18 protein-coding genes are annotated in these 20,445 nt (G+C 62.0%); 11 read left to right on the top strand and 7 right to left on the bottom strand.

Going from position 1 to position 20,445, the window contains the following annotated elements; genetic code table 11:
• The 3 genes from CSC78_RS10550 (at position 1) to CSC78_RS10540 (ending at position 3,369) form a co-directional block, all read left to right on the top strand.
• A complete protein-coding gene (locus CSC78_RS10550) occupies positions 1-2,427 on the top strand; it encodes a heavy metal translocating P-type ATPase (protein WP_379605912.1) in 2,427 nt (808 codons plus the stop codon).
• 28 nt (positions 2,428-2,455) lie between these two features.
• A complete protein-coding gene (locus CSC78_RS10545; protein ID WP_046934794.1) occupies positions 2,456-2,770 on the top strand; it encodes a hypothetical protein in 315 nt (104 codons plus the stop codon).
• A gap of 74 nt (positions 2,771-2,844) precedes the next feature.
• The gene (locus CSC78_RS10540) at positions 2,845-3,369 is read left to right on the top strand and encodes a DUF305 domain-containing protein (RefSeq protein ID WP_046934793.1); all 525 of its coding nucleotides are present in this window, start codon (positions 2,845-2,847) and stop codon (positions 3,367-3,369) included.
• Between the two features lie 75 nt (positions 3,370-3,444).
• Here CSC78_RS10540 and CSC78_RS19035 read toward each other — a convergent pair whose 3' ends face one another.
• Genes CSC78_RS19035 through CSC78_RS10530 form a run of 3 tightly spaced genes read right to left on the bottom strand, consistent with a single transcriptional unit; the run spans position 3,445 to position 4,325 of the window.
• Positions 3,445-3,657, bottom strand: coding sequence for a GDCCVxC domain-containing (seleno)protein (locus tag CSC78_RS19035; RefSeq protein WP_080955569.1), 213 nt, complete (start codon positions 3,655-3,657; stop codon positions 3,445-3,447).
• A gap of 1 nt (position 3,658) precedes the next feature.
• Positions 3,659-3,952: a heavy-metal-associated domain-containing protein gene (locus tag CSC78_RS10535; protein ID WP_046934792.1), complete on the bottom strand. Its 294-nt coding sequence runs from the start codon at positions 3,950-3,952 to the stop codon at positions 3,659-3,661.
• A 10-nt stretch (positions 3,953-3,962) separates the two neighbouring features.
• On the bottom strand, positions 3,963-4,325 hold the full coding sequence (locus CSC78_RS10530; RefSeq protein ID WP_046934791.1) for a mercuric transporter MerT family protein: 363 nt from the start codon (positions 4,323-4,325) through the stop codon (positions 3,963-3,965).
• A gap of 47 nt (positions 4,326-4,372) precedes the next feature.
• On the opposite strand from CSC78_RS10530, the gene CSC78_RS10525 reads away from it, so the two are divergent.
• The gene (locus CSC78_RS10525) at positions 4,373-4,771 is read left to right on the top strand and encodes a MerR family transcriptional regulator (RefSeq protein ID WP_080955572.1); all 399 of its coding nucleotides are present in this window, start codon (positions 4,373-4,375) and stop codon (positions 4,769-4,771) included.
• A gap of 2 nt (positions 4,772-4,773) precedes the next feature.
• On the opposite strand, the gene hutG is transcribed toward CSC78_RS10525, so the two are convergent.
• The 4 genes from hutG to hutC are packed head-to-tail and all read right to left on the bottom strand — an operon-like array spanning position 4,774 to position 9,695.
• Complete coding sequence (hutG, locus tag CSC78_RS10520) at positions 4,774-5,739, bottom strand: formimidoylglutamase (protein WP_046934806.1); 966 nt, start codon at positions 5,737-5,739, stop codon at positions 4,774-4,776.
• Positions 5,736-7,274 (bottom strand): histidine ammonia-lyase, encoded by a 1,539-nt coding sequence (gene hutH, locus CSC78_RS10515; RefSeq protein ID WP_202924162.1) that lies wholly within the window; start codon positions 7,272-7,274, stop codon positions 5,736-5,738. Before hutH ends, hutG begins: the two co-directional genes overlap by 4 nt.
• On the bottom strand, positions 7,271-8,962 hold the full coding sequence (gene hutU / locus CSC78_RS10510; protein ID WP_046934789.1) for a urocanate hydratase: 1,692 nt from the start codon (positions 8,960-8,962) through the stop codon (positions 7,271-7,273). Before hutU ends, hutH begins: the two co-directional genes overlap by 4 nt.
• A gap of 7 nt (positions 8,963-8,969) precedes the next feature.
• Entirely contained in the window at positions 8,970-9,695 is a 726-nt protein-coding gene (gene hutC / locus CSC78_RS10505; RefSeq protein ID WP_046934788.1) for a histidine utilization repressor, read from the bottom strand.
• Between hutC and CSC78_RS10500 the strand changes: the two genes are divergently transcribed.
• The 7 genes from CSC78_RS10500 (at position 9,694) to CSC78_RS10470 (ending at position 20,419) form a co-directional block, all read left to right on the top strand.
• Positions 9,694-10,245: a CopL family metal-binding regulatory protein gene (locus CSC78_RS10500; RefSeq protein WP_152667173.1), complete on the top strand. Its 552-nt coding sequence runs from the start codon at positions 9,694-9,696 to the stop codon at positions 10,243-10,245. The two genes, hutC and CSC78_RS10500, sit on opposite strands and share 2 nt — an antisense overlap.
• 117 nt (positions 10,246-10,362) lie before the next feature.
• Positions 10,363-13,083, top strand: coding sequence for a TonB-dependent receptor (locus CSC78_RS10495; protein ID WP_046934786.1), 2,721 nt, complete (start codon positions 10,363-10,365; stop codon positions 13,081-13,083).
• A gap of 68 nt (positions 13,084-13,151) precedes the next feature.
• Complete coding sequence (locus CSC78_RS10490) at positions 13,152-13,841, top strand: PepSY domain-containing protein (RefSeq protein WP_046932627.1); 690 nt, start codon at positions 13,152-13,154, stop codon at positions 13,839-13,841.
• Positions 13,838-15,664, top strand: a complete 1,827-nt coding sequence (locus CSC78_RS10485) for a PepSY domain-containing protein (RefSeq protein WP_046937801.1) — start codon at positions 13,838-13,840, stop codon at positions 15,662-15,664. Before CSC78_RS10490 ends, CSC78_RS10485 begins: the two co-directional genes overlap by 4 nt.
• Positions 15,665-15,750: 86 nt before the next feature.
• Positions 15,751-16,347 (top strand): RNA polymerase sigma factor, encoded by a 597-nt coding sequence (locus CSC78_RS10480; RefSeq protein WP_200909222.1) that lies wholly within the window; start codon positions 15,751-15,753, stop codon positions 16,345-16,347.
• The gene (locus tag CSC78_RS10475; RefSeq protein ID WP_052756063.1) at positions 16,344-17,285 is read left to right on the top strand and encodes a FecR family protein; all 942 of its coding nucleotides are present in this window, start codon (positions 16,344-16,346) and stop codon (positions 17,283-17,285) included. Before CSC78_RS10480 ends, CSC78_RS10475 begins: the two co-directional genes overlap by 4 nt.
• Before the next feature lie 98 nt (positions 17,286-17,383).
• Positions 17,384-20,419 (top strand): TonB-dependent receptor, encoded by a 3,036-nt coding sequence (locus CSC78_RS10470; RefSeq protein WP_080952948.1) that lies wholly within the window; start codon positions 17,384-17,386, stop codon positions 20,417-20,419.
• The last annotated feature ends 26 nt before the right edge of the window (positions 20,420-20,445 follow it).

Raw genomic sequence — 20,445 nt, 5'->3', positions numbered from 1 at the left:
ATGTCCCCTCATTCCCACGATGAAGCCGGCAAGGCGATGCCGCAGGGTGCCAGCGATGGTCCAGACTCGGTGCGTGATCCGGTATGCGGTATGCAGGTCTCCGCGGCTAGAACGCCGTACCACGCTCTGCATGGCGGAACGAAGTATCACTTCTGCTCAGCCAGATGCCGAGAGCGGTTCATCACTAATCCCGACCGTTATACGGACGGTGCTGCCCAGCAAGTTGAAATGACCGCCCCAGCAGCGGTGGCTCCCCCCCGCGATACCCATGCCACGGTCTATACCTGTCCGATGCATCCGCAGATTCGTCAGCCAGGTCCCGGCACCTGTCCGATCTGCGGCATGGCACTGGAGCCGGAGATGCCGTCGCTGGAGGAGGACGACAATCCGGAGTTACGCGATTTCACCCGACGCTTCTGGTGGACGTTGCCTTTGACGTTGATCGTCCTGGTCTTGGCCATGCTGGGACATCGTCTGCCCGGCTTGTCCACGCAGGCGCGCACCTGGATTGAGCTCGTGCTGAGCGCCCCGGTGGTGCTCTGGGCGGGGTGGCCTTTCTTTGTGCGCTGCCTACAGTCCATCGGCAATCGCAGCCCCAACATGTGGACGCTGATCGGCATCGGCGTGGCCGCCGCGTTTGGCTACAGCGTGGTGGCCACCGTGACGCCGGGCCTGTTTCCGGACTCTTTCCGCGAGCATGGACGGGTGGGGGTCTACTTCGAAGCAGCGGCGGTCATCGTCTCGCTCACGCTGCTCGGCCAGCTGCTGGAACTGCGGGCGCGCTCCAAAACCTCGGCAGCCATCAAGTCGCTGCTGGGGTTGGCGCCCAAGACGGCACGCCGCGTCAAGCCCGATGGGGGCGAAGAGGACGTTGCGCTGGATCACGTGCATGTGGGTGATCTGCTTCGCGTACGACCGGGCGAGAAGGTGCCGGTCGATGGGGAAGTCATCGAAGGTCGCACCAGTGTCGATGAGTCGATGCTGACCGGTGAACCCATTCCGGTGGAGAAGACTGTCGGTGACCACGTCATAGGCGCCACGCTCAACGGGACGGGCGCCCTGGTCATCCGGGCGGACAAAGTCGGATCCGGGACGGTACTGTCGCAGATTGTGCAGTTGGTGGCCCAGGCCCAGCGCTCTCGCGCGCCGATGCAGCGTATGGCGGACAAGGTGGCGTACTGGTTCGTTCTGGCCGTGCTGGCCACGGCGGTGCTTACCTTCTTCGGATGGGGCCTGTTTGGACCCGAACCGTCATGGACCTTTGCCGTCCTCAATGCCGTATCGGTTCTGATCATTGCGTGCCCGTGTGCCCTGGGTTTGGCTACCCCCATGTCGATCATGGTCGCCACCGGCCGCGCTGCGCAGGTCGGAGTCCTGTTCCGCGACGCTCAGGCGATCGAACAGCTACGTCTGATCGACACCTTGATCGTGGACAAGACCGGTACGTTGACCGAGGGACGTCCAGCCTTTCGCGACACGCTCTCCTACGCCGGTTTCGACGCCGATCAGATCCTTCGTTTGGCCGGCAGCCTGGAGCAGGGCAGTGAGCACCCCCTGGCCGAGGCCATCGTGGCTGAAGCCCAACGACGTGGCTTGAACCTGGTGGCCGCCCAGGATTTTGATTCGCTCACCGGCCAAGGCGTTCGCGGGCGCGTGGCCGATCAGGATGTCGTGCTCGGCAACCAAAGCCTGATGGCATCGGTTGGCGCCGATGTAGCCCCCTTGCAGAGCAGCGCCGAGCGTCTTCGCAAAGAAGGCGCCAGCGTGATGTTCCTGGCGGTCAATGGGCGGTTGGCCGGCGCCATTGCGGTGGCTGATCCCATCAAAGCCACGACCTTGCCTGCCTTGAACCTGCTACGTGCCGATGGCCTGCACGTGGTGATGGCCTCCGGTGACGCACAGGCCACGGCCGAGGCCGTGGGGCGCACGCTGGGCATCGACGATGTGCGTGGCGGCGTCAAACCTCAGGACAAGGCCGAACTGGTCCAGCAACTCAAAGCCCAAGGGCGTCGTGTGGCCATGGCCGGCGATGGCATCAACGATGCGCCGGCCCTGGCGGCAGCCGATGTGGGCATCGCGATGGGGACGGGCACGGATGTGGCCATGTCCAGCGCCCAGCTCACCCTGGTCAAGGGTGATTTGAGGCGCATCGTGCAAGCCCGTGCCATCTCGTCTTCGACAGTGGCCAACATGAAGCAGAACCTGGGCTTCGCCTTCGTCTACAACGCCATCGGCGTGCCCATCGCCGCCGGCCTGCTGTACCCCAGCTTCGGCCTTTTGCTCAGTCCGATGATGGCGGCCCTGGCCATGAGCCTGAGCTCGGTTTCGGTGGTCACCAATGCCTTGCGTTTGTCCGGCTCCACCGTTGTTGCCACCTCTCACCCTGACCGCGCCGATGAGCCTGCGCGCGGCCATTCCTGTCACTGATGGCTCATATCCCACAAGGAGTACTGCAATGAAGCGTTATGCCTCCCTCTCGATGATGGCCCTGTTCCTGATGGCCGGCGCGGCCTTCGCCGGTGGCCAGACCACCACGCCCACCACCGACCACGGCCAGCACAAGCCGATGGATCATAAGAAGCAGGAGCATGGTCAGCACAAGCCGGCCGCGGCCGATGCCGACTTCACTAAGCTCGATGCCAACAAGGACGGCTCGTTGTCCAAGGAAGAGCTGGCCAAGCACAAGCTGGCACCCCACTTTGGCATGCTCGATAGCAACAAGGACGGCAAGCTGAGCCCGCAGGAATTCGCTGCCGGCAAGGGTATGTAACTGCTATCTCCCCGGGGGCTGGGTCCTTGGCCCCCGGGATTCGGCGATGTTCTGCTATTCCCACGGAGATCGACATGTCTTCTTCGCACGGTAAGCACGAAAGCACGCACACGCAGCATCTAGGGCAACACGCCTCGCAAGGAAGTCCCGGTCAGACGCATCAGGGGCACTACGGTCGCCTGCTGCTGATGATGGCCCTGTCGTTCCTGGCTATGTACGCCCTGATGTATGCCATGGTCGATCAGTGGGCCAACGTCTATCACAACGTCAACCAGCTCTACATGGCAGGGCTAATGGCTGCGCCGATGCTGTTGATCGAGCTTTGGCTCATGTCCAGCATGTACCCCGATCGTCGGCGTAACCTGATCCTGGCCAGCGTGACCGTGGCGTTCATGCTGTTCTGTTGGTGGGGAATCCGTACGCAGGCCGCGGTGACTGATCGGCAGTTCATCCGCTCTATGATTCCCCATCATGCCGGCGCCATCCTGATGTGCGAAGAAAACCGCCTGAAGGATCCCGAGCTGACCAGACTCTGCCTGGACATCATCACCTCGCAGAAGCAAGAGATCGCCCAGATGAAGCAACTTCTCGCCAATTGATCGCGGTGACGTCTGCTGTCTACTTGCGCCGCTCAAAGACTAGGTAAAACGGTGTCCCCGCCCAGGAGGGGTTAGCTAGGCTGCGCCAGAACAGCAGGAGCTGTGCCGTTGAATAGGCGGGCACGGCACCGTGCCGTAAGAACAGAAAACGCAGCAATCGCCTGTTTTGGGCTGAATCAACTTATTGCAGTTCACGCATTCATAGAAGAACTGACATGAGTCTGTGGACATGGTCTCTGTTGCCCGATGACCGCATACAGGGCAAGTCAAGGTGCTGGCCAGTTGCATGTCAGCCACTTTCCGATCCTGTCTTGATGGTCGCTGGAAAACCGGCGTCAGTGATCGCCTTTGCTATTCTCGCTGAATCCACGATTTTCGCATCAAAAATAACGGTCACTGTTCCAGCCCGTGTGTCTACCTGAGTGGACGTTACCCCAGGCACCTTGTCCAAGGCCTTCTCGATGGTAATGCTGCATGCCGGACACGTCATGTTCTCCACATGCAACATGACCCGTTGAGGTGTGATGGCCCAAGCCGCCGACATCCAGATCGTCATGATCAGACCAAGAAGCATTGCGCGCATAAAGTGCTCCTTACAAGAACCAGCTAATGTAATAGGGAAAGAGTAGCAACAGCACGATCCCGCTGGCGGCCATCCAGAGCCAACGACGGCGGCGCCTTAGTGATGGGGTATCCGTGCAGCCACCGTCATTGCTGCACCGCTGCGCGCCTGAGCGATACTGGGTCCAAAACGCCCAAGCCAAGCAAAGTATGGTGAGCGCGCTCAACCAAGGGCGCCAGACGTCAAAGGCCGTGAGGTTAGCGATCCATGCTCCGCTGATTCCCATTAAGACCAGCACCAGCGGCACCACGCAGCATATTGACGCGCCAACAGCGGCAACCGCCGCGCCCCAAAGAGGTGGCAAAAAGGACTTGGGAGGACGATGCTGACTCATGGCAGTATGTTATTCTCCGTACCATGGTACGGAGTCAAGCAGTGATCATGAGTGCCATGACCATCGGTCGGCTGGCAAAGGCCGCGGATGTACATATCGAGACGATTCGCTATTACCAGCGGCGGGGCTTGCTTCCTGAGCCCGAACGTCCACAACGCGGTGTACGGCGCTATGGTGAGGCTGATGTTAGCCGGCTTAGATTTATCCGACGAGCTCAGGCGGCCGGGTTCCGTCTTGATGAGATAGCTAGTTTGTTGCAGATCGAGGGCAGGGGCGCGTGTGAGCAAACCCGATTGCTGACGGAACAGAAGTTGAGCGAAGTCCGCCAGCGCATTGAAGATTTGCGTTTGTTGGAGACCGGGCTGAAACAATTGGTAGACGAATGCCAAGCCTCCGCGGGTGATGCTTGCCCCGCGCTAGATCGGTTGGCAAGGACAAGTCGGTAGCCTCAAGCCATAGAGTTCAGCTGCCCGCTCCTGTTGAGCGCCGGTCGTACCGCGCTACAGGCGCGGTGGATTAGGCGAGCGGCTATGCGCGCAGTAGCTTGATCTAAGTCCAAGGGCGGACACAGCTCAGCCACATCCATCAACCGCACCTTTCCTGAAGCCAGGATCAAGTCCATCAATGCTTCCACGACCTCTAGGCTCACGCCTCTTGGATTAGGCGCGCTCACACCCGGAGCAGTGGCTTGCGGCAATACATCCAGGCACAGGGTCAGGTAGATTACGTCCACCGCATCACACCAGCGATTCACCACTTCCGCTTGTGCGTGCCAATTCCACGCGTTTAGGGCGTCATCGGTGATGTAGTGGGCGCCCTCACGTTCGGCCGTAGCGAACAAGCGCGGTGTATTGCTGGAGCGACTGACGCCAATGCAGTGGTACTGGAGCGGCGTGGCACTCCTGTGGGCGTGCTCCAATGCTTGAAGGAAGGGCGTGCCGGAACTCGCACACCCCTGCTCGCGTAAATCGAAATGAGCATCGAAGTTGAAAATGCCGATTCGCGATGGTGATGGTCCGAGGTGGCCGCACAGGGCCGCATAGCTGGCATAGCCAATTTCGTGACCTCCGCCTAAGCCGACGACCCAATGCCCGCTATCCAAGAGTTGTTGGGCGCGCTGGGAGTAGTGGGCCTGTGCCAGCTCCAGGGCACGATCCTCGCAGACGATATTGCCTGCGTCGTAAAGAGGGCAGGGTTGTAGCACGGGCAGGTTGGCCAACGTCCTGCGAAGTGCATCGGGCCCTTGTGCAGCACCTGGCCGTCCGGCATTGCGACGAATGCCTTCATCGCTGGCAAAGCCCAGCAGGGCAATGCCAGGAGCGCCAAGATCCGGGTCCGACGCCACCACCTGATGCCAGCGCTGGGTATCGGCCGACAACGGCAGATCCACGCGCCCCGCCCATGCAGGATTCACCTGCCCGTCTCCTGCAATGGCCACTCCAGGAACGGTTGCAGCCCCCCTCGTTGGATGAAGGCCTCGATGGCCTGCATCTCGGGGGCCAGATAGCGGTCCTCGTCGTAGCGGGGTACCAGGGCGCGTACCTGCGCGTGCACCGCTTCCAAAGCCTGCGAAGACTGCAGCGGCCGTCGGAACTCGATGCCTTGGCAGGCGGCAAGCATTTCGATGGCCACGATGCGACGCACGTTATCGGCCACCTCGCGAGACTTGCGCGCGGCGAAGGTCGCCATGCTGACATGGTCCTCCTGGTTGGCCGAGGTCGGCAAAGAATCCACGCTGGCGGGATGGGAGAGGGTTTTGTTTTCGCTGGCCAGTGCAGCGGCGGTCACGTGGGCGATCATGAAACCTGAATTGACGCCCGGGTTGGCCACCAGGAATGCGGGCAGACCTGACAAAGTCGAATCGATCAACAAGGCAATCCGGCGCTCGGCTAAGGCACCGATCTCCGACACTGCCATGGTCAGTTGATCCGCAGCAAAGGCCACGGGCTCGGCGTGGAAGTTGCCACCCGAGATCACTTCGCTGGTATCGGTGAAGACCAGTGGGTTATCAGAGACCGCGTTGGCCTCTGTCCACAACACTTGTGCCACATGTTGCATCACGTCGCGTATGGCCCCCATCACCTGAGGCTGGCACCTGAGACTGTAAGGATCCTGCACACGCGTGTCGTTCTGACGATGCGACTCACGGATCGCGCTACCGGCCAGCAGGCGAAGGTAGTGCTTGGCCACGACAATCTGGCCCGGCTGGCCACGCACGGCATGGATGCGCGGATCGAAGGGCGAGTCAGAGCCGCAGGCGGCATCGACGCTCATCGCGCCGCTCAACACGGCAGCTGAGTAGATCTGCTCTGCCGCGAACAGCGCCATCAATGCAATGCCGGTGGATACCTGCGTGCCGTTGAGCAGGGCCAGCCCCTCCTTGGCCGCCAGCCGGATCGGGGTGATGCCCGCGTGTTCCAGCGCCTGGCTGGCGGGCAGCACCTGTCCGTCAACCCGCACGTGGCCTTCGCCCATGGCTGCCAACGTCAGGTGCGCCAACGGTGCCAGATCGCCGGAGGCGCCTACTGAGCCTTGGGCAGGAATGCAGGGCCAGATCTGTGCGTTGTAGATCGCCACTAGCGTAGCCAGCGTCTGCTCGCGTACGCCCGAGTAGCCTCGGGCCAGAGACGCGATCTTGGTGGCGAAGATCAGTCGTACGCAGGCGTCATCGAGCAGCGGGCCCATGCCAACGGCATGGGAGCGCACCAGGTTGGTCTGCAGTTGCTCCAATTGCTCGCGCGCTATGTGGACCTTGGCCAGCTTGCCAAAGCCGGTGTTGATGCCATAGGCAGGCTCACCGGCCACCACGATGGCCTGGACGGCTTGGGAAGAGGCGCGCACCTGATCCCAACAGGCGGGGTCCAGTGCGATGGGGGCGGCACCTTCGGCGATCTGCCGCAGCTGCGCCAAGGTCACTTGGCCAGGCGTCAAGTTCAGCATGATGCTCACTCCAGGATGGCCGGCAAGATCAACTCATGCTCACGCGCGCACGCCAATGCTTGCTCGTAGCCGGCATCAGCATGGCGCATGACCCCGGTGGCCGGATCGTTCCATAGCACGCGCGCTAGCCGCCGGTCGGCTTGTTCAGTGCCATCGCAGACGATGACTACACCCGAATGCTGCGAAAACCCCATGCCCACGCCGCCTCCGTGATGCAGGCTTACCCACGTGGCGCCGCCACTGGTGGCCAGCAGGGCATTGAGCAGCGGCCAATCCGATACCGCATCGGAACCATCACGCATGCCTTCGGTTTCGCGGTTGGGGCTGGCGACCGAGCCACAATCCAGATGATCACGCCCAATCACGATGGGCGCCTTCAATTCGCCGTTACGCACCATTTCATTGAATGCCAAAGCCGCTTTGTGTCGCTCGCCCAGACCCAGCCAGCAAATGCGGGCAGGCAGGCCTTGGAACGCGATGCGCTCCCGCGCCTGATCCAGCCACTGGTGAAGATGCGTGTTATCCGGAAACAGCTCTTTGACCTTGGCATCGGTCTTGTAGATATCTTCCGGGTCGCCGCTGAGGGCCACCCATCGGAAAGGCCCCATGCCCCGGCAGAAGAGCGGACGGATACAGGCGGGCACGAAGCCAGGGAAGGCGAAGGCATTGTCCACGCCTTGATCCAGGGCCACTTGCCGGATGTTGTTGCCGTAGTCGATCGTCGGCACGCCCAGCGCGTGGAAATCAAGCATGGCGCGTACGTGCGTGGCGCACGAGGCGGCCGCGGCCTGCGCCAATTCACGGCGTTGGCCGTCGCTGCCGGCCCGGGCCTGCTCCCACTGCGACACCGTCCATCCCGACGGCAGATACCCGTTGATCAGGTCATGCGCCGAGGTCTGATCGGTCACCGCATGGGGGCGGGCGCCGCCATTGCGTGCAAGAGCGACGAACTGCGGGAGTAATTCGGCCGCATTGCCCAGCAATCCCACCGACACGGGGACTGGACTGCTTTCAATGATCTGCAGGGCCTGCTCGATGGAGGTGGCCTTGTGATCGACATAGCGTGTGCGAATGCGAAAATCGATTCGCGACTCCTGACACTCGATCACGATGCTGCTGGCGCCGGCTAGCGTTGCGGCCAATGCTTGCGCGCCGCCCATACCGCCCAAGCCTGCGGTGAGGATCCACTTGTTCTGCCAGTTGCCACCGTAGTGCTGGCGACCCAGCTCAACGAACGTCTCGTAGGTTCCCTGCACGATGCCCTGGCTACCGATGTAGATCCAGCTGCCGGCGGTCATCTGCCCGTACATCATCAAGCCCTTCTTATCGAGCTCGTTGAAATGCTCCCAAGTCGCCCAGTGGGGCACCAGGTTGGAGTTGGCGATCAGTACGCGCGGTGCATCCTTATGCGTGCGGAACACGCCTACCGGTTTTCCCGATTGCACCAACAAGGATTCATCATCCTCAAGCGATCGCAACGTTTCCAAGATACGGTCAAAGCTTCTCCAGTCGCGCGCAGCACGACCGATGCCGCCGTAGACCACCAGGTCTTCCGGGCGCTCGGCAACATCGGGGTCCAGATTGTTCTGGATCATGCGGTAGGCCGCTTCAGTCAGCCAGCTCTTGCAGTGCAGCTGGGTGCCGATCGGAGCGCGAACGGTGCGCGCAGGGGAAGCGGAGCGTTCCAAGGTATCCATCAAATCCTCAAGGGGTCAGGGGGGCGCCAACCTGGAAGGTGCCCACAAAGCGGTAACGAGATGCCGGGTGAATCAACCGCACAAAGCTGGCCACCTGTCCGCGCGACCACGTACGTCGGGTCAGCACCAGCAACGGATCGCCTTCGTTGATCTTCAGTTGCGCAGCCAGACGCTTGCTGGCCGTCTCGGCTTCAATCACATGTTCGGCGCGCTCCAGCGGCGCAACGCGCATCAAGTACTGATGCGGAATCTCGGTGTGGAAATCGATGTCCAGGTAATCCGGCGCCACGCTGGGTTGCACAAAGCGATCCTCCAACTGCACCGGCTTGTCATCGCTGTGGTGGAGCAGGCGACTGTGGAACAGCTCCGTGCCCGGCGTCAGGCCGAAGTTGGTCGTCACACTGGAGCGCGCCTCGACCGTCTCGCAGATCAGCACTTGGACCGAGTGTGTCTGGCCGCGTGACTGAATCTCGTCGCGAATATTGCGCACCTCGAACATCGCCGATTCGGCCTTGGGGCCGGCGACGAACGTGCCGACACCTTGCACCCGGGTTAGTACGCCGGCATCGGTCAACTCGCGCAGCGCTCGATTCACTGTCATGCGAGACAAGCCGAACTTGGCCGTCAGTTCGTTCTCGCTGGGGACGCGACTGCGCGCGGGCCAGTCGCCGTTGGTGATGTGACGCAGGATGAAGTGCTTGAGCTTCTGGTAGTGCGGCTTGGGTTCGTCCATGGCCCAAGCATTACATGTCTATACAACCAGTCCAACCACTTTCGATGCTGTACTGCACAAGCAGTTGACACTAAGAATTTCCTCGTGCTATTGCTGTGGTATAGACAACCTGCGGGTTCGCCACACGCTCATGCCTTCGCTTCGCGTGCTACTGCGTATGTTCCTGATCCTCGTGCTCTGCGCGGATGGGATCCTGAGCGCGCAGGCCACCACGCGGATGGCCGTGCGGCATATTCCTCCCCCAGGTGCGGTGAATGGCACCCACTCGGTGCATGGCGGCGCGCGTGTCAATGAACGCGCCAAGATTAGTAACGATTGCAACAAAATTCTTCCCGGTGGCAAGCGAGCCGGGCAGGGTGATCAGAACGATCATCAGTGCGACTGCAGCACCACCTCCTGCGACTGCAGCTGTGTGCTCACCTTCTTCGCCGGGCGTGTGCCGGTCATCTTTGCCGCCCAGCACGCCCTGACGAGCACCTACCTACCTACGCCTGAGTTGCCGCCGCTGCGACGACAGGTATCCCGGCTGTTCCGACCTCCCATCGGCTAATGCTGCTTGGTCGCCATTGATTGGCGACGTCTACGCACGCCCTGATGTCGCATAGGCCCCCACGTCTGGGGCACCAGGGTCATACGCATGCATTGCCCTTCGGGGGAGAGAGAACCCATGTACTTCAAGCGCAATCCTTTGGCGGTATCCGTCGGTGCCCTTCTGTGCGCCGGTTTTTCCACGGTGGCTCTGGCTCAGCAGGCTGAACAGGGCGCCACGAGCGAGTCGGCCAAGACGCTGGACACCGTCCAGGTCACCGGCAGTCACATCAAGCGGCTCCAGATTTCCGGCGTCGGCCCGGTCAGCGTCGTGGATGCCGAAGCCATCGAGCGCTCCGGCGCCACTTCAGTGGAGACGCTGCTGCAGCGCCTGCCGGCCTCGGCCGGTTTTGCCGGCAGCCAGTCCAATGCCTACTGGGCCGAGAACGGCTACGGCACTACCCAGGTCAATCTGCGCGGCTTGGGCATTAACCGCACGCTGGTTCTGCTCAATGGTCGTCGTGTGGTCAATGGCGGCACCGGTGCCAACAGCTCGGTGGACCTGAACATCATCCCCGTAGCGCTGATCGAGCGGATCGAGGTCCTCAAGGACGGTGCCTCAGCCATCTACGGTGCCGATGCCGTGGCGGGTGTGGTGAACATCATCACCAAGAAGAACTACGACGGTGCCGAGGCGGCGGTGCGGTACGGACAGACCTTCGAAAGTGATGGCGAAGAAAAGTCGTTCGATTTCGCCTGGGGTATTACGTCAGACCGCGGTTCGTTGATGGCCGGCATCAACTACTCGGAGACCGGCGCGGTCAACATGGCCTCACGCGCACCGTGCGGCTTGGGTGAGGTCGACGGGCAACTCGAATGTGTGGGCAGCTCGGCCACCATCGGTGGGCGCGCATTGCTAGCCGACGGCTCGCGCGTGAACTTCAACCAGGATCCCAATGGTGACGGGGACTTCTATGAACCGTATTCGGCGGCCAAGCATAACTACAACGGCAATCCCTATCTCAATGCCGTCAATCCGATCAAGCGTTTGAGCTTCAGCCTGTTCGGCGACAGCACTGTGAATGAAACCACGCGCGTGTTCACCGAGTTGATGTTCACCAACCGCCAGTCCGACCAGTTGGCCACGCCCGGCAGCCTGGGTGTCTATCGACCGATCAATATTGCGGCCGGCCACCCGACCAACCCGACCGGCCAAGACCTGCTGCTGCAGCGCCGCCGTCTGGAAGAGGCCGGCCCACGCGAGTTCTTCCAGGAAACCAATACCTTCCGCGTGGTCGCGGGCATTGAAGGCCAGTTGGGCATGAACTGGGACTGGTCGGCCGCGCTGAATTGGGGCCGCAACACTGGTGTGGATGGCTCGACCAATGTGGCGAACCTGGACCGGGTGGATGACACGCTCAACACCGCGCTGTGCAGCAACACGCCCGGCGCGGCGATCCCCTGCGGTGACTATCTCGGCTACGGCGACCTGACCCCCGAGGTGCTCAACTACATCCTGTTCAGGACGCGCGACAACGGCGGCAACGACCAGAAGAGCTTCACCGCCAACATCAGCGGCCAGCTATTCGAGATGCCGGCCGGTTGGGTGGGCTTTGCCTCTGGCATCGAGGTTCGCAAGGAGCGTGGTTGGCGCGATCCCGATCCGCTGACGGTACTGGGCATTGCCAACACGAACCAACAGGATCCGATCGCCGGTGAGTACACGGCCAAGGAAGCCTTCGCCGAGTTTGCCGTGCCGCTGCTTCAGGACAGCGTGATCGCCGAGAGCCTGACGCTCAATGCCGCCGTGCGCTATTCCGACTATGACCTGTTCGGCGAAGACGTGAATTACAAGGTGGGCCTGGATTGGCAGATCGTGCCGTCCTTGAAGGTGCGCGCCAACTACGCCACGGCTTTCCGTATCCCCAACATCCCCGAATTGTTTGGTGGCGTAGCCGAGGGCAACCTGACCACGACCGATCCCTGTAGCGGCTGGAGCAGCTTGCCGGCTGATTCGGTAGTGCGTCAGAACTGTCAGGCGTACGGCGTGCCGGCAGGTTACGTACAGCCGGGCAACACGATCCTGACCACCTCCGGCGGCAATCCTGACCTGGAGCCGGAAGATGCCAAGTCCCTGACCGTGGGTGCGGTCTGGACGCCGAGCTTCTTGCCGGGACTGACGCTGACGGTGGACTACTTCAACATCAAGATCGACAACGCGATCCAGCGTATCGATGGCTCAACCAAGCTGTCGATCTGCTACAACACCCCGGGCTTGGCGCATCCGTTCTGCGGCAATGACAACTTCACCCGCAATCCGATCACCGGTGAAGTGGACTTCCTGTCGTCCCAGCCGGTCAATGCGGCCAACGAACGGGTACGGGGCATCGACCTGGGTGGTCTGTACGAGTTCGCGGTTGCTGGGTTCGATTCGACCTTGAGCGTGGATGTGTCCTATCTGGACCAGTACGACGTGCGGCCGTTCCCGGGCGCGGATGTGATCGAGTACGCCGGCAAGATCACCGGTGGCCGTGGCAGCTTTACTCACTGGCGCGCCTTGACCTCGCTGACGATGGAACGCGAAGCCTGGTCCGGTTCTTACAGCTTGCAGTACATCGGCAAGGCCGATGACATCAATGCCAGCCCCGGCGACATTGGTGATCACGCACCCAGCGTGACCTACCACAATGTCCAGCTCAAGTACGCACCGAACAAGACCTTCGATGTGTCCTTCGGCATCGACAACCTGTACGACAAGAAAGCCCCGTTTATCCAGAGCTACACCGACGCCAATACCGACACGATGACGTATGACCTGCTGGGTCGTCGTTGGTATGCCCGCGTGGGATACCACTGGTAAGACCTGCTTGGCCTGCTCCCGTCCTGGTGACGGGAGCAGGCGTTGTCCTCTTGTCGAACGAGATCACTATGAAATCGGCTTTCTGGGCACGCAAGGCCCACAAATGGATTGGCCTGATCATTGGCGTGCAAGCGCTGCTGTGGATGATCAGTGGCGTGTACATGACGGTCATCTCCCTGGACATCATCCATGGCGATCACTTGGCCCATGCCCATCAGCAGCCGCTGGTGGCACCCACTCACTTGTCCGGTGAGGAACTGCAGCGGCGCTATCCGGGCATGACGCAGGTCAAGCTCAAGCGACTGCTTGAGCGGGATGTCTACGAGATTCACGCCCGCGATCTGGTGTACCTGCTGGACGCTACGACGGGGGAGGTGCTCTCCCCAGGTGATCAGCAGATGGCGATCGCCTTGGCAAAAGACGTCTATCAGGGCCAGGCACCCGTAGCTCGGGTCGAGTGGGTTACCCAGGCGCCGCAAGAAGTGGCCACCCGCCCGGTTCCCATGTGGGCGGTGCACTACGCCGATGCCGGTGAAACTACCCTGTATTTCTCGCCCTACAGCGGCGAGTTACTGGCGCGGCGGCACAGCCTGTGGCGCTGGTTTGATTTCCTGTGGATGTTCCACATCATGGACTACGAGGCCCGTTCGGACGTCAACAACACCTTGTTGCGCGTGGCCTCGGCGGTTGGCTTGGTGTTCGTGCTCAGCGGTGCCTGGTTGCTGTTCTACAGCTTTCGCAGGAGGGCCGCAGCATGACGCCCTGGATGAGAACGCTGCACAAATGGGTCGGCTTGATCATCGGCCTGCAGTTGCTGCTTTGGATGGCCAGTGGCGTGATGATGAGCTGGCTGGACCATGACCAGGTGCAGGGCCATGAGTTCCAGGCTCACGAGCATGCGGCCCATGAGTGGCCTGCCAATGCCCGCTCGCCGGCCAGTTTCCTGGGTGGAAACAAGAAGATCAGTCGCGTCAGTTCGGGCTGGTTGCTGGATACCCCGGTCTATCAGTTGGCCGATGCCCAGGGCATTACCTTGGCCAACGCCGTGTCCGGCCAACCCATTGCCTTGGACGCGGCCTGGGCCACACGCCTGGCGCAAGCCTCCTATACCGGCCCTGGCACGTTGAAAGCACCGCGCCTGTTGGAGTGGAGTGGTGAGGTACGCGATCACGAAGGCCGACTGTGGCGCGTGGATACCGACGATGGCCAGGACACCACGGTGTACCTGTCTGCCCAGACGGGCGAGGTGCTTTACCACCGCAACAAGACCTGGCGCCTGTTCGATGTGTTCTGGATGTTGCACATCATGGACTACACCGGGCGCAAGAACTTCAACAACCCGTTGGTGGTCACCGCCGCGATCGGCGGTCTGTGGTTGGCCCTGACCGGTATCTGGCTGCTGTTTGCCAGCTTCCATTGGAGCGAGTTCGTGCCGCGCCGCTGGCGTCCGGCCCGCGAGTTGTCGGTATTCGGTCCGGATGGGACACGGCTGCGTACCGTCCGGGCGTCGGCAGGCGACAACGTCTACGTCTCGCTGGCGCGCGAAGGCGTGCAACTGCCGTCCAACTGCGGAGGAGGGCAGAGCTGTGGCCTGTGCGAGGTGCGCTTCCGCGGCGCGGCACCCAAAGCCACCGCGGCCGATCGCGCCCACCTGGGCGCCAGCAAGGTCAAGATGGGCTATCGCCTGGCCTGCAATCTGGCCGTGACGGAAGACACCGATGTCGAGGTGGCTGGCGGGGCCAGCCTGTGGACCGAGTATGGCGCCACCGTGGAGCAGGTCACGGCAGTGACGCCGTTCCTGCGCGAGATCGTGCTCAAGCCCGACGAGGCCCCCGGTCCGGAATATCAACCTGGCGCTTACTTGCAGGTGCATGTGCCCAACTACGAGGTACCGGTGAACAAGCTCGTGCGGCCCGAGCACCACCATCAGGAGTGGGCGGGCGTGGACCTGCCCGAGAAGTTGGTCAACCGCGAACCGGTCCGTCGGGCGTATTCGCTCGCCTTGCCTGTCGATCAGGCACAGGGGCGACTGACCTTGCTGGCCCGCTTCAGTCCTGGACGATCGGACAAGAAACGCCATCCTCCTGGCAGGGGCTCAACCTACCTGTACACGCTCTCGCCCGGGGATCGGGTCTGCTTCAGCGGCCCCTTCGGCGACTTTGCGCTCAAGCCTCACGGACGGGAGAAAGTGTTCATCGGCGGCGGCGCTGGCATGGCCCCGCTGCGCGCGATGATTCGGACGCTGTTGGCGGGGCAGGGCGGGGAGCGGATCCACTTCTGGTATGGCGCGCGCAGTCTCAAGGAAGCGCCCTACATCGAGGAGATGGAGCGCCTGGCCCAGCAGCACGAGAACTTCAGCTGGCACTTGGTGCTGTCGGATGAAGCGCAGAACGACGACGCGCTATTGCGGGGCCTGGTGCATGAGGTAGCGCATGACCGCCTGCTCAAGGCCCACCAGGCCTTGGCCGATTGCGAGTTCTACCTGTGCGGACCGCCGGCCATGCTTAAGGCCACACGCGAGCTGCTGACCCGGCTGGGTGTACCCGACAGCCAGGTGGCGTACGACGATTTCAAGATCTGATCCCAACGCCCGCCGGCCGAGCAGGCCGGCGGGTCTTGCGGCGTACCGGATTTCCTGACCGCGCTCGTCCCAGTGAATGGACGTGCTTGAGCCTGCCTGATGAATCAGCGAGTACCCCGGTGACCACGGCGCTGGATGAGTGGTTCATATCCCATGTCCTGCCCCTGGAAGGCTTGATACATGCCTTCCTGCGCCGGCATGGACATGAGGACAGCGAGATTCCTGATCTTCGGCAGGAGGCTTACGCACGCATCTACGAAGCCGCGCGACGGGGCTTGCCCGCGCAGACCAAGCCCTTTGTCATGACCACCGTACGCAACTTGCTCATCGATCGCATTCGCCGCTCTCGTATTGTCTCCATCGAAGCGATGGCCGATGTGGAGCAGGCGGTCATGCAAAGCGATGAGGTCACGCCGGAGCGACACTTAGGCGCCCGTGATGAACTGCGCCGCTTGCAGCAAGGCTTGCAGAAACTGCCCCACAAATGTCGACAGATCGTGGAGCTTCGCAAGATCTACGGTCTATCCCAGCGCGAAGTGGCTGGACGATTGGGGATCGCCGAAGATACGGTGGAGCGTCAGACCCTGTTGGGTATGCGGGCCTTGGCCGACTTCATGCTCGGCGGTACCGGCAAGATCCAGCGTCCGTCACGGCGCTTCAACAAGGAACGTTCGCAGCCATGAGCCCACACAAGGACATCGAACAGGTCGCGGCGCAATGGATCAACCGTGCCGAGTCCCCACAATGGACTGCACAGGACCAGATCCAGCTGCAAGCCTGGCTGGAACAGGACACCGCCCATCGTGTGGCCTGGCTTCGTTTGAAGTCGGTGTGGACGCGCGCAGACCGGTTGGCGGCGGTACGCGCCGTGCAGCCGCCACGCATACACCGTTGGCGAGCGCCGATGCGCTGGGCCATTGCCGCGAGCGTTGCCATGCTGGCGGTGCTGTTCACCCTCACGGGGTGGGGCCCTGGCACGCGCTACAGCACCGAGGTTGGCGGCCGGGAGGTGATCGCCCTGTCGGACGGTTCCCGCCTGGAGCTCAACACGCACACGCAGCTGCGGGCGCAGGTGGACCCCTCGCTGCGCCACGTGTGGCTGGACAAGGGCGAGGCATTTTTTGATGTGAAGCCCGATCCGGCGCACCCGTTCGTCATCCACGCCGGCGAGCATCGTGTCGTGGTACTGGGAACAAAGTTCTCGGTCAGGCAGGAACGCGAACGCCTGGAAGTGGCCGTGCTGGAAGGCAAGGTGCGCGTTGAGCCGCTGGTGGCCAAACCGGGACGGCCGCCGGTGATCGTGCAGGGCGGGGGGCTGCTGTATAGCAAGCCGGCGGGCACGCTGGTGGCAGTCAACGCTCAGGACAAGGTGCGCCGGTCCTTGAGCTGGCGCCATGGCACCCTGGAGTTCGATCAAACCACGTTGGCGGATGTGGCGGCCCAGTTCAATCGCTACAACGATAAGCAGTTGGTACTGATGGATCCGGAAACGGCCCACATGCGTGTGGGCGGCAGTTTCGATGCCACAGGTGTGGATGCCTTCGCACGTCTGTTGGCCACCGGCTTCAACCTGCGCGTGGAGACGCAGGGTGATCAGATTCGCGTGTCCCAACCGCACTGAGACGCCAGCAGACATCAATCTGAAATATTTCATACCGGAAGCGTGCCGTCCTCTCGTCACAGATATCAGGCCGATTCGCGCCGACCTGGGGAAAATGCATGGCACGTACGAAAGTGGCGAGGACAGCGTTGGCTGTCATGTGTGGTCTGGTCATCGCGGCCTCCGCCGCTGCACAAACGAGCAGTTTTGATATTCCCGAAGGGGATCTGAAAGTCGCGCTGGAAGCCTATGCCCGGCAATCGGGCGTTCGCCTGGTCTACTTGAGCGAAGACGTTCGTGATCGACGCACCGCAGGCGCGCGTGGGGACATGTCCCAAGATGCAGCGCTGAACCGCCTGCTCGCCGGAACCGGACTGACGGTCAAGCGCGATCAAAGCGGCGCGCTGGCGATCGTGCGAGAAGGTGCCAACACGCCGACGCCTACGCGCAACGCACCGACCTCCGGTGTAGGGCAAGCCGGTCCCGATGCCTACAGCGCCTCCCTCTCCGGCGGCGCCGACGCCTCAACGCCGTCGGCCGCTTCACCCACCACCTTTGATGCGGTCCAGGTGACCGGCAGTCACATCAAACGCGCCCAGATGTCCGGTGTGGGCCCCACCACGGTCATTGATGCCGAGACCATCCAAAGCTCCGGTGCCGTCTCGGTCGAGACGCTGCTGCAGCGCTTGCCTGCATCGGCCGGTGCAGCCGGCTCGCAATCCAACAACTTCTGGACGGGTAACGGTAACGGCACCACCCAGATCAACCTGCGTGGCTTGGGCGTCAACCGCACCTTGGTACTGCTCAACGGCCGACGCGTGGTCAACGGTGGTACCGGCGCCAACAATTCGGTGGATCTGAACGTGGTGCCCTTGGCCCTGGTTGATCGCATCGAGATCCTGAAGGACGGCGCATCGGCGATCTACGGCGCCGATGCCGTGGCCGGCGTGGTGAACATCATCACGCGCAAGGAAATGGATGGCGTGGAGCTATCCACCCGCTATGGTCAGACTTTCCAGGGCGATGGCGAGATCGGCTCCTTCAACCTGGCCTTCGGTACCACCGGCGAGCGCAGCTCAATGTCTGGCGCCCTGACCTATGCCGAAAGCGGCACGATCACCATGGCGTCGCGGGCACCGTGTCCGTTGGGTGTGGTGGCCGGCACCCTGCAGTGCGTGGGCAACTCGTCCACCATCGGTGGGCGAGCCCGACTGGCCGATGGTCGCGTGGTCAACTTCAACCAGGACCCCAACGGGGATCCACGCTCCTACGAGCTCTATGATCCGGCCAAGCACAATTACAACTACAACTTGTTGCTCAATGCGGTCAGCCCGATCAAGCGAGTGGGCTTGAGTGGCTTTGGTCAGTTCGACCTGACCGAGAACACCCGTCTGTTCACGGAACTGATGGCGACCAATCGCCAGTCCAATCAGCGTGCCTCACCCAATACCCTGGGGGTGTATCGCACCATCCGGATCGCCGCCACTAATCCCACCAATCCCACCGGCCAGAACCTGACCCTGGAACGTCGGCGTCTGGAAGAAGCCGGGGCGCGCATCACCGAGCAGGAGGTCGATACGTTTCGCACCGTGCTTGGTTTGGAGGGGCAGTGGGGCGATAACTGGGCGTGGAATGTCGCGATGAACTGGGGCCGCAACTCTGCTACGGACAGCTCGACCAATATCGCCAACCTGGATCGGGTAGAGAACACTCTCAACACCAGCCTGTGCAGCAACACACCAGGGGCGGCTATTCCGTGCGGCAACTACTTGGGCTACGGCAACCTGACGCCCGAAGTGCTGGATTACATCCTGTTTACCCAGCGCGGCTCCGGTGGCAACAGCCAGCAGGGCTTTAGCGGCACCATTTCCGGCGCCCTGTTCGATTTGCCCGCCGGTAGCGTCGCCTTCGCTTCGGGCGTTGAGTTTCGCAAGGAACGGGGATGGCTGTACCCAGATCCGCTGGTAGTCAACGGCAGCGCCAACATCGTGCGTCAGGATCCGATCGAAGGTGAGTACTCGGCCAAGGAAGCCTTTGTCGAGTTTGCCGTCCCGCTGCTGCAGGACGTCCCGTTGGTGGACTACGCGACCCTGAACCTGGCCGGCCGCTATTCCGACTACGACCTGTTCGGCAGCGACACCAACTACAAGGTGGGGCTGGATTGGCAGGTGGCCGAACCGCTGAAGATTCGTCTCAACTACGCGACGGCTTTTCGTATCCCCAGCATCCCGGAGTTGTTTGGCGGCATCGGCCAAGGCAGCCTGACCACCCTGGATCCGTGCAGCAACTGGAGCACCTTGCCCGCGGACTCGGTGATTCGGGCCAACTGTCAGGCCGCCGGGGTGCCGACCAACTTTCGTCAGTTGGGCAACACTATCCTGACCACGACCGGCGGCAATCCCGATCTCAAGCCTGAAGATGCGCGGACCTTCACGGCAGGCTTTGTGTGGACCCCAGGCTTTGCGCCGGGGCTGACGCTCACGGCCGATTATTACCGTATCCGCATCGAGAATGCGATCCGCAGCATTGAAGGCTCGGTCAAGCTGCGTGCGTGCTACACCACGCCGAACTTGGCCCATCCGTTCTGCTCACCGGCCAACTTCACTCGTGATCCGGTCACCGGTGAGGTCAACTACCTCTCGTCCCAGCAGGTCAATGCGGCCAGCGAGGAATCCGAAGGCGTGGATATCGGTGTGCTGTATCAATTCGATGTGGCCGGCTGGCAGGCAAGCGCGAGTCTGGATGCCTCGTATCTTGAGCGCTACGACGTCACTCCCTTCGCCGGTGCCACCACCATTGAGTACGCCGGCAAGATCACCAGCGGCTTGGGTAGCTACACCCAGTGGCGTGGCTTGGGCTCACTGCGCATGGGCAAGAACCGTTGGACTGGCGTCTATTCGGCGCAGTACATCGGCAGTGCGGACGACATCATCGCCGTGCCCGGCACGATCGGCTCGCATGTGTCCAGCGTGGTGTACCACAACCTGCAACTGAGCTACGGCATCAAGAAGAAATGGGACATCTCGGCCGGCGTTGAGAACGTGTTCGATAAAAAGGCGCCGTTCGTGCAGAACAACCCCAACGCCAACACCGACACCATGACGTACGACTTGCTGGGTCGTCGCTGGAATGTCCGCTTTGGTTACCACTGGTAAGTCACGATCCCAAGGAGCTACACATC

It is taken from the genome of Pseudoxanthomonas japonensis, assembly GCF_010093445.1.
Classification (GTDB): domain Bacteria; phylum Pseudomonadota; class Gammaproteobacteria; order Xanthomonadales; family Xanthomonadaceae; genus Pseudoxanthomonas_A; species Pseudoxanthomonas_A japonensis.
The sequence above is the reverse complement of the archived record's forward strand: the minus strand, read 5'-3'. Positions and strand labels throughout refer to the sequence as shown.

Excerpts from the sequence above, each read along its gene's own strand:
- CSC78_RS10500 (WP_152667173.1), top strand. The coding sequence starts at position 9,694 with ATGGCCCAAGCATTACATGTCTATACAACCAGTCCAACCACTTTCGAT.
- CSC78_RS10530 (WP_046934791.1), bottom strand. The coding sequence starts at position 4,325 with ATGAGTCAGCATCGTCCTCCCAAGTCCTTTTTGCCACCTCTTTGGGGC.
- CSC78_RS10495 (WP_046934786.1), top strand. The coding sequence starts at position 10,363 with ATGTACTTCAAGCGCAATCCTTTGGCGGTATCCGTCGGTGCCCTTCTG.
- hutC (WP_046934788.1), bottom strand. The coding sequence starts at position 9,695 with ATGGACGAACCCAAGCCGCACTACCAGAAGCTCAAGCACTTCATCCTG.
- CSC78_RS10535 (WP_046934792.1), bottom strand. The coding sequence starts at position 3,952 with ATGCGCGCAATGCTTCTTGGTCTGATCATGACGATCTGGATGTCGGCG.
- CSC78_RS10525 (WP_080955572.1), top strand. The coding sequence starts at position 4,373 with ATGAGTGCCATGACCATCGGTCGGCTGGCAAAGGCCGCGGATGTACAT.
- CSC78_RS10475 (WP_052756063.1), top strand. The coding sequence starts at position 16,344 with ATGAGCCCACACAAGGACATCGAACAGGTCGCGGCGCAATGGATCAAC.
- CSC78_RS19035 (WP_080955569.1), bottom strand. The coding sequence starts at position 3,657 with ATGCAACTGGCCAGCACCTTGACTTGCCCTGTATGCGGTCATCGGGCA.
- CSC78_RS10550 (WP_379605912.1), top strand. The coding sequence starts at position 1 with ATGTCCCCTCATTCCCACGATGAAGCCGGCAAGGCGATGCCGCAGGGT.
- hutU (WP_046934789.1), bottom strand. The coding sequence starts at position 8,962 with ATGGATACCTTGGAACGCTCCGCTTCCCCTGCGCGCACCGTTCGCGCT.
- CSC78_RS10490 (WP_046932627.1), top strand. The coding sequence starts at position 13,152 with ATGAAATCGGCTTTCTGGGCACGCAAGGCCCACAAATGGATTGGCCTG.
- CSC78_RS10545 (WP_046934794.1), top strand. The coding sequence starts at position 2,456 with ATGAAGCGTTATGCCTCCCTCTCGATGATGGCCCTGTTCCTGATGGCC.
- CSC78_RS10470 (WP_080952948.1), top strand. The coding sequence starts at position 17,384 with ATGGCACGTACGAAAGTGGCGAGGACAGCGTTGGCTGTCATGTGTGGT.
- CSC78_RS10485 (WP_046937801.1), top strand. The coding sequence starts at position 13,838 with ATGACGCCCTGGATGAGAACGCTGCACAAATGGGTCGGCTTGATCATC.
- CSC78_RS10540 (WP_046934793.1), top strand. The coding sequence starts at position 2,845 with ATGTCTTCTTCGCACGGTAAGCACGAAAGCACGCACACGCAGCATCTA.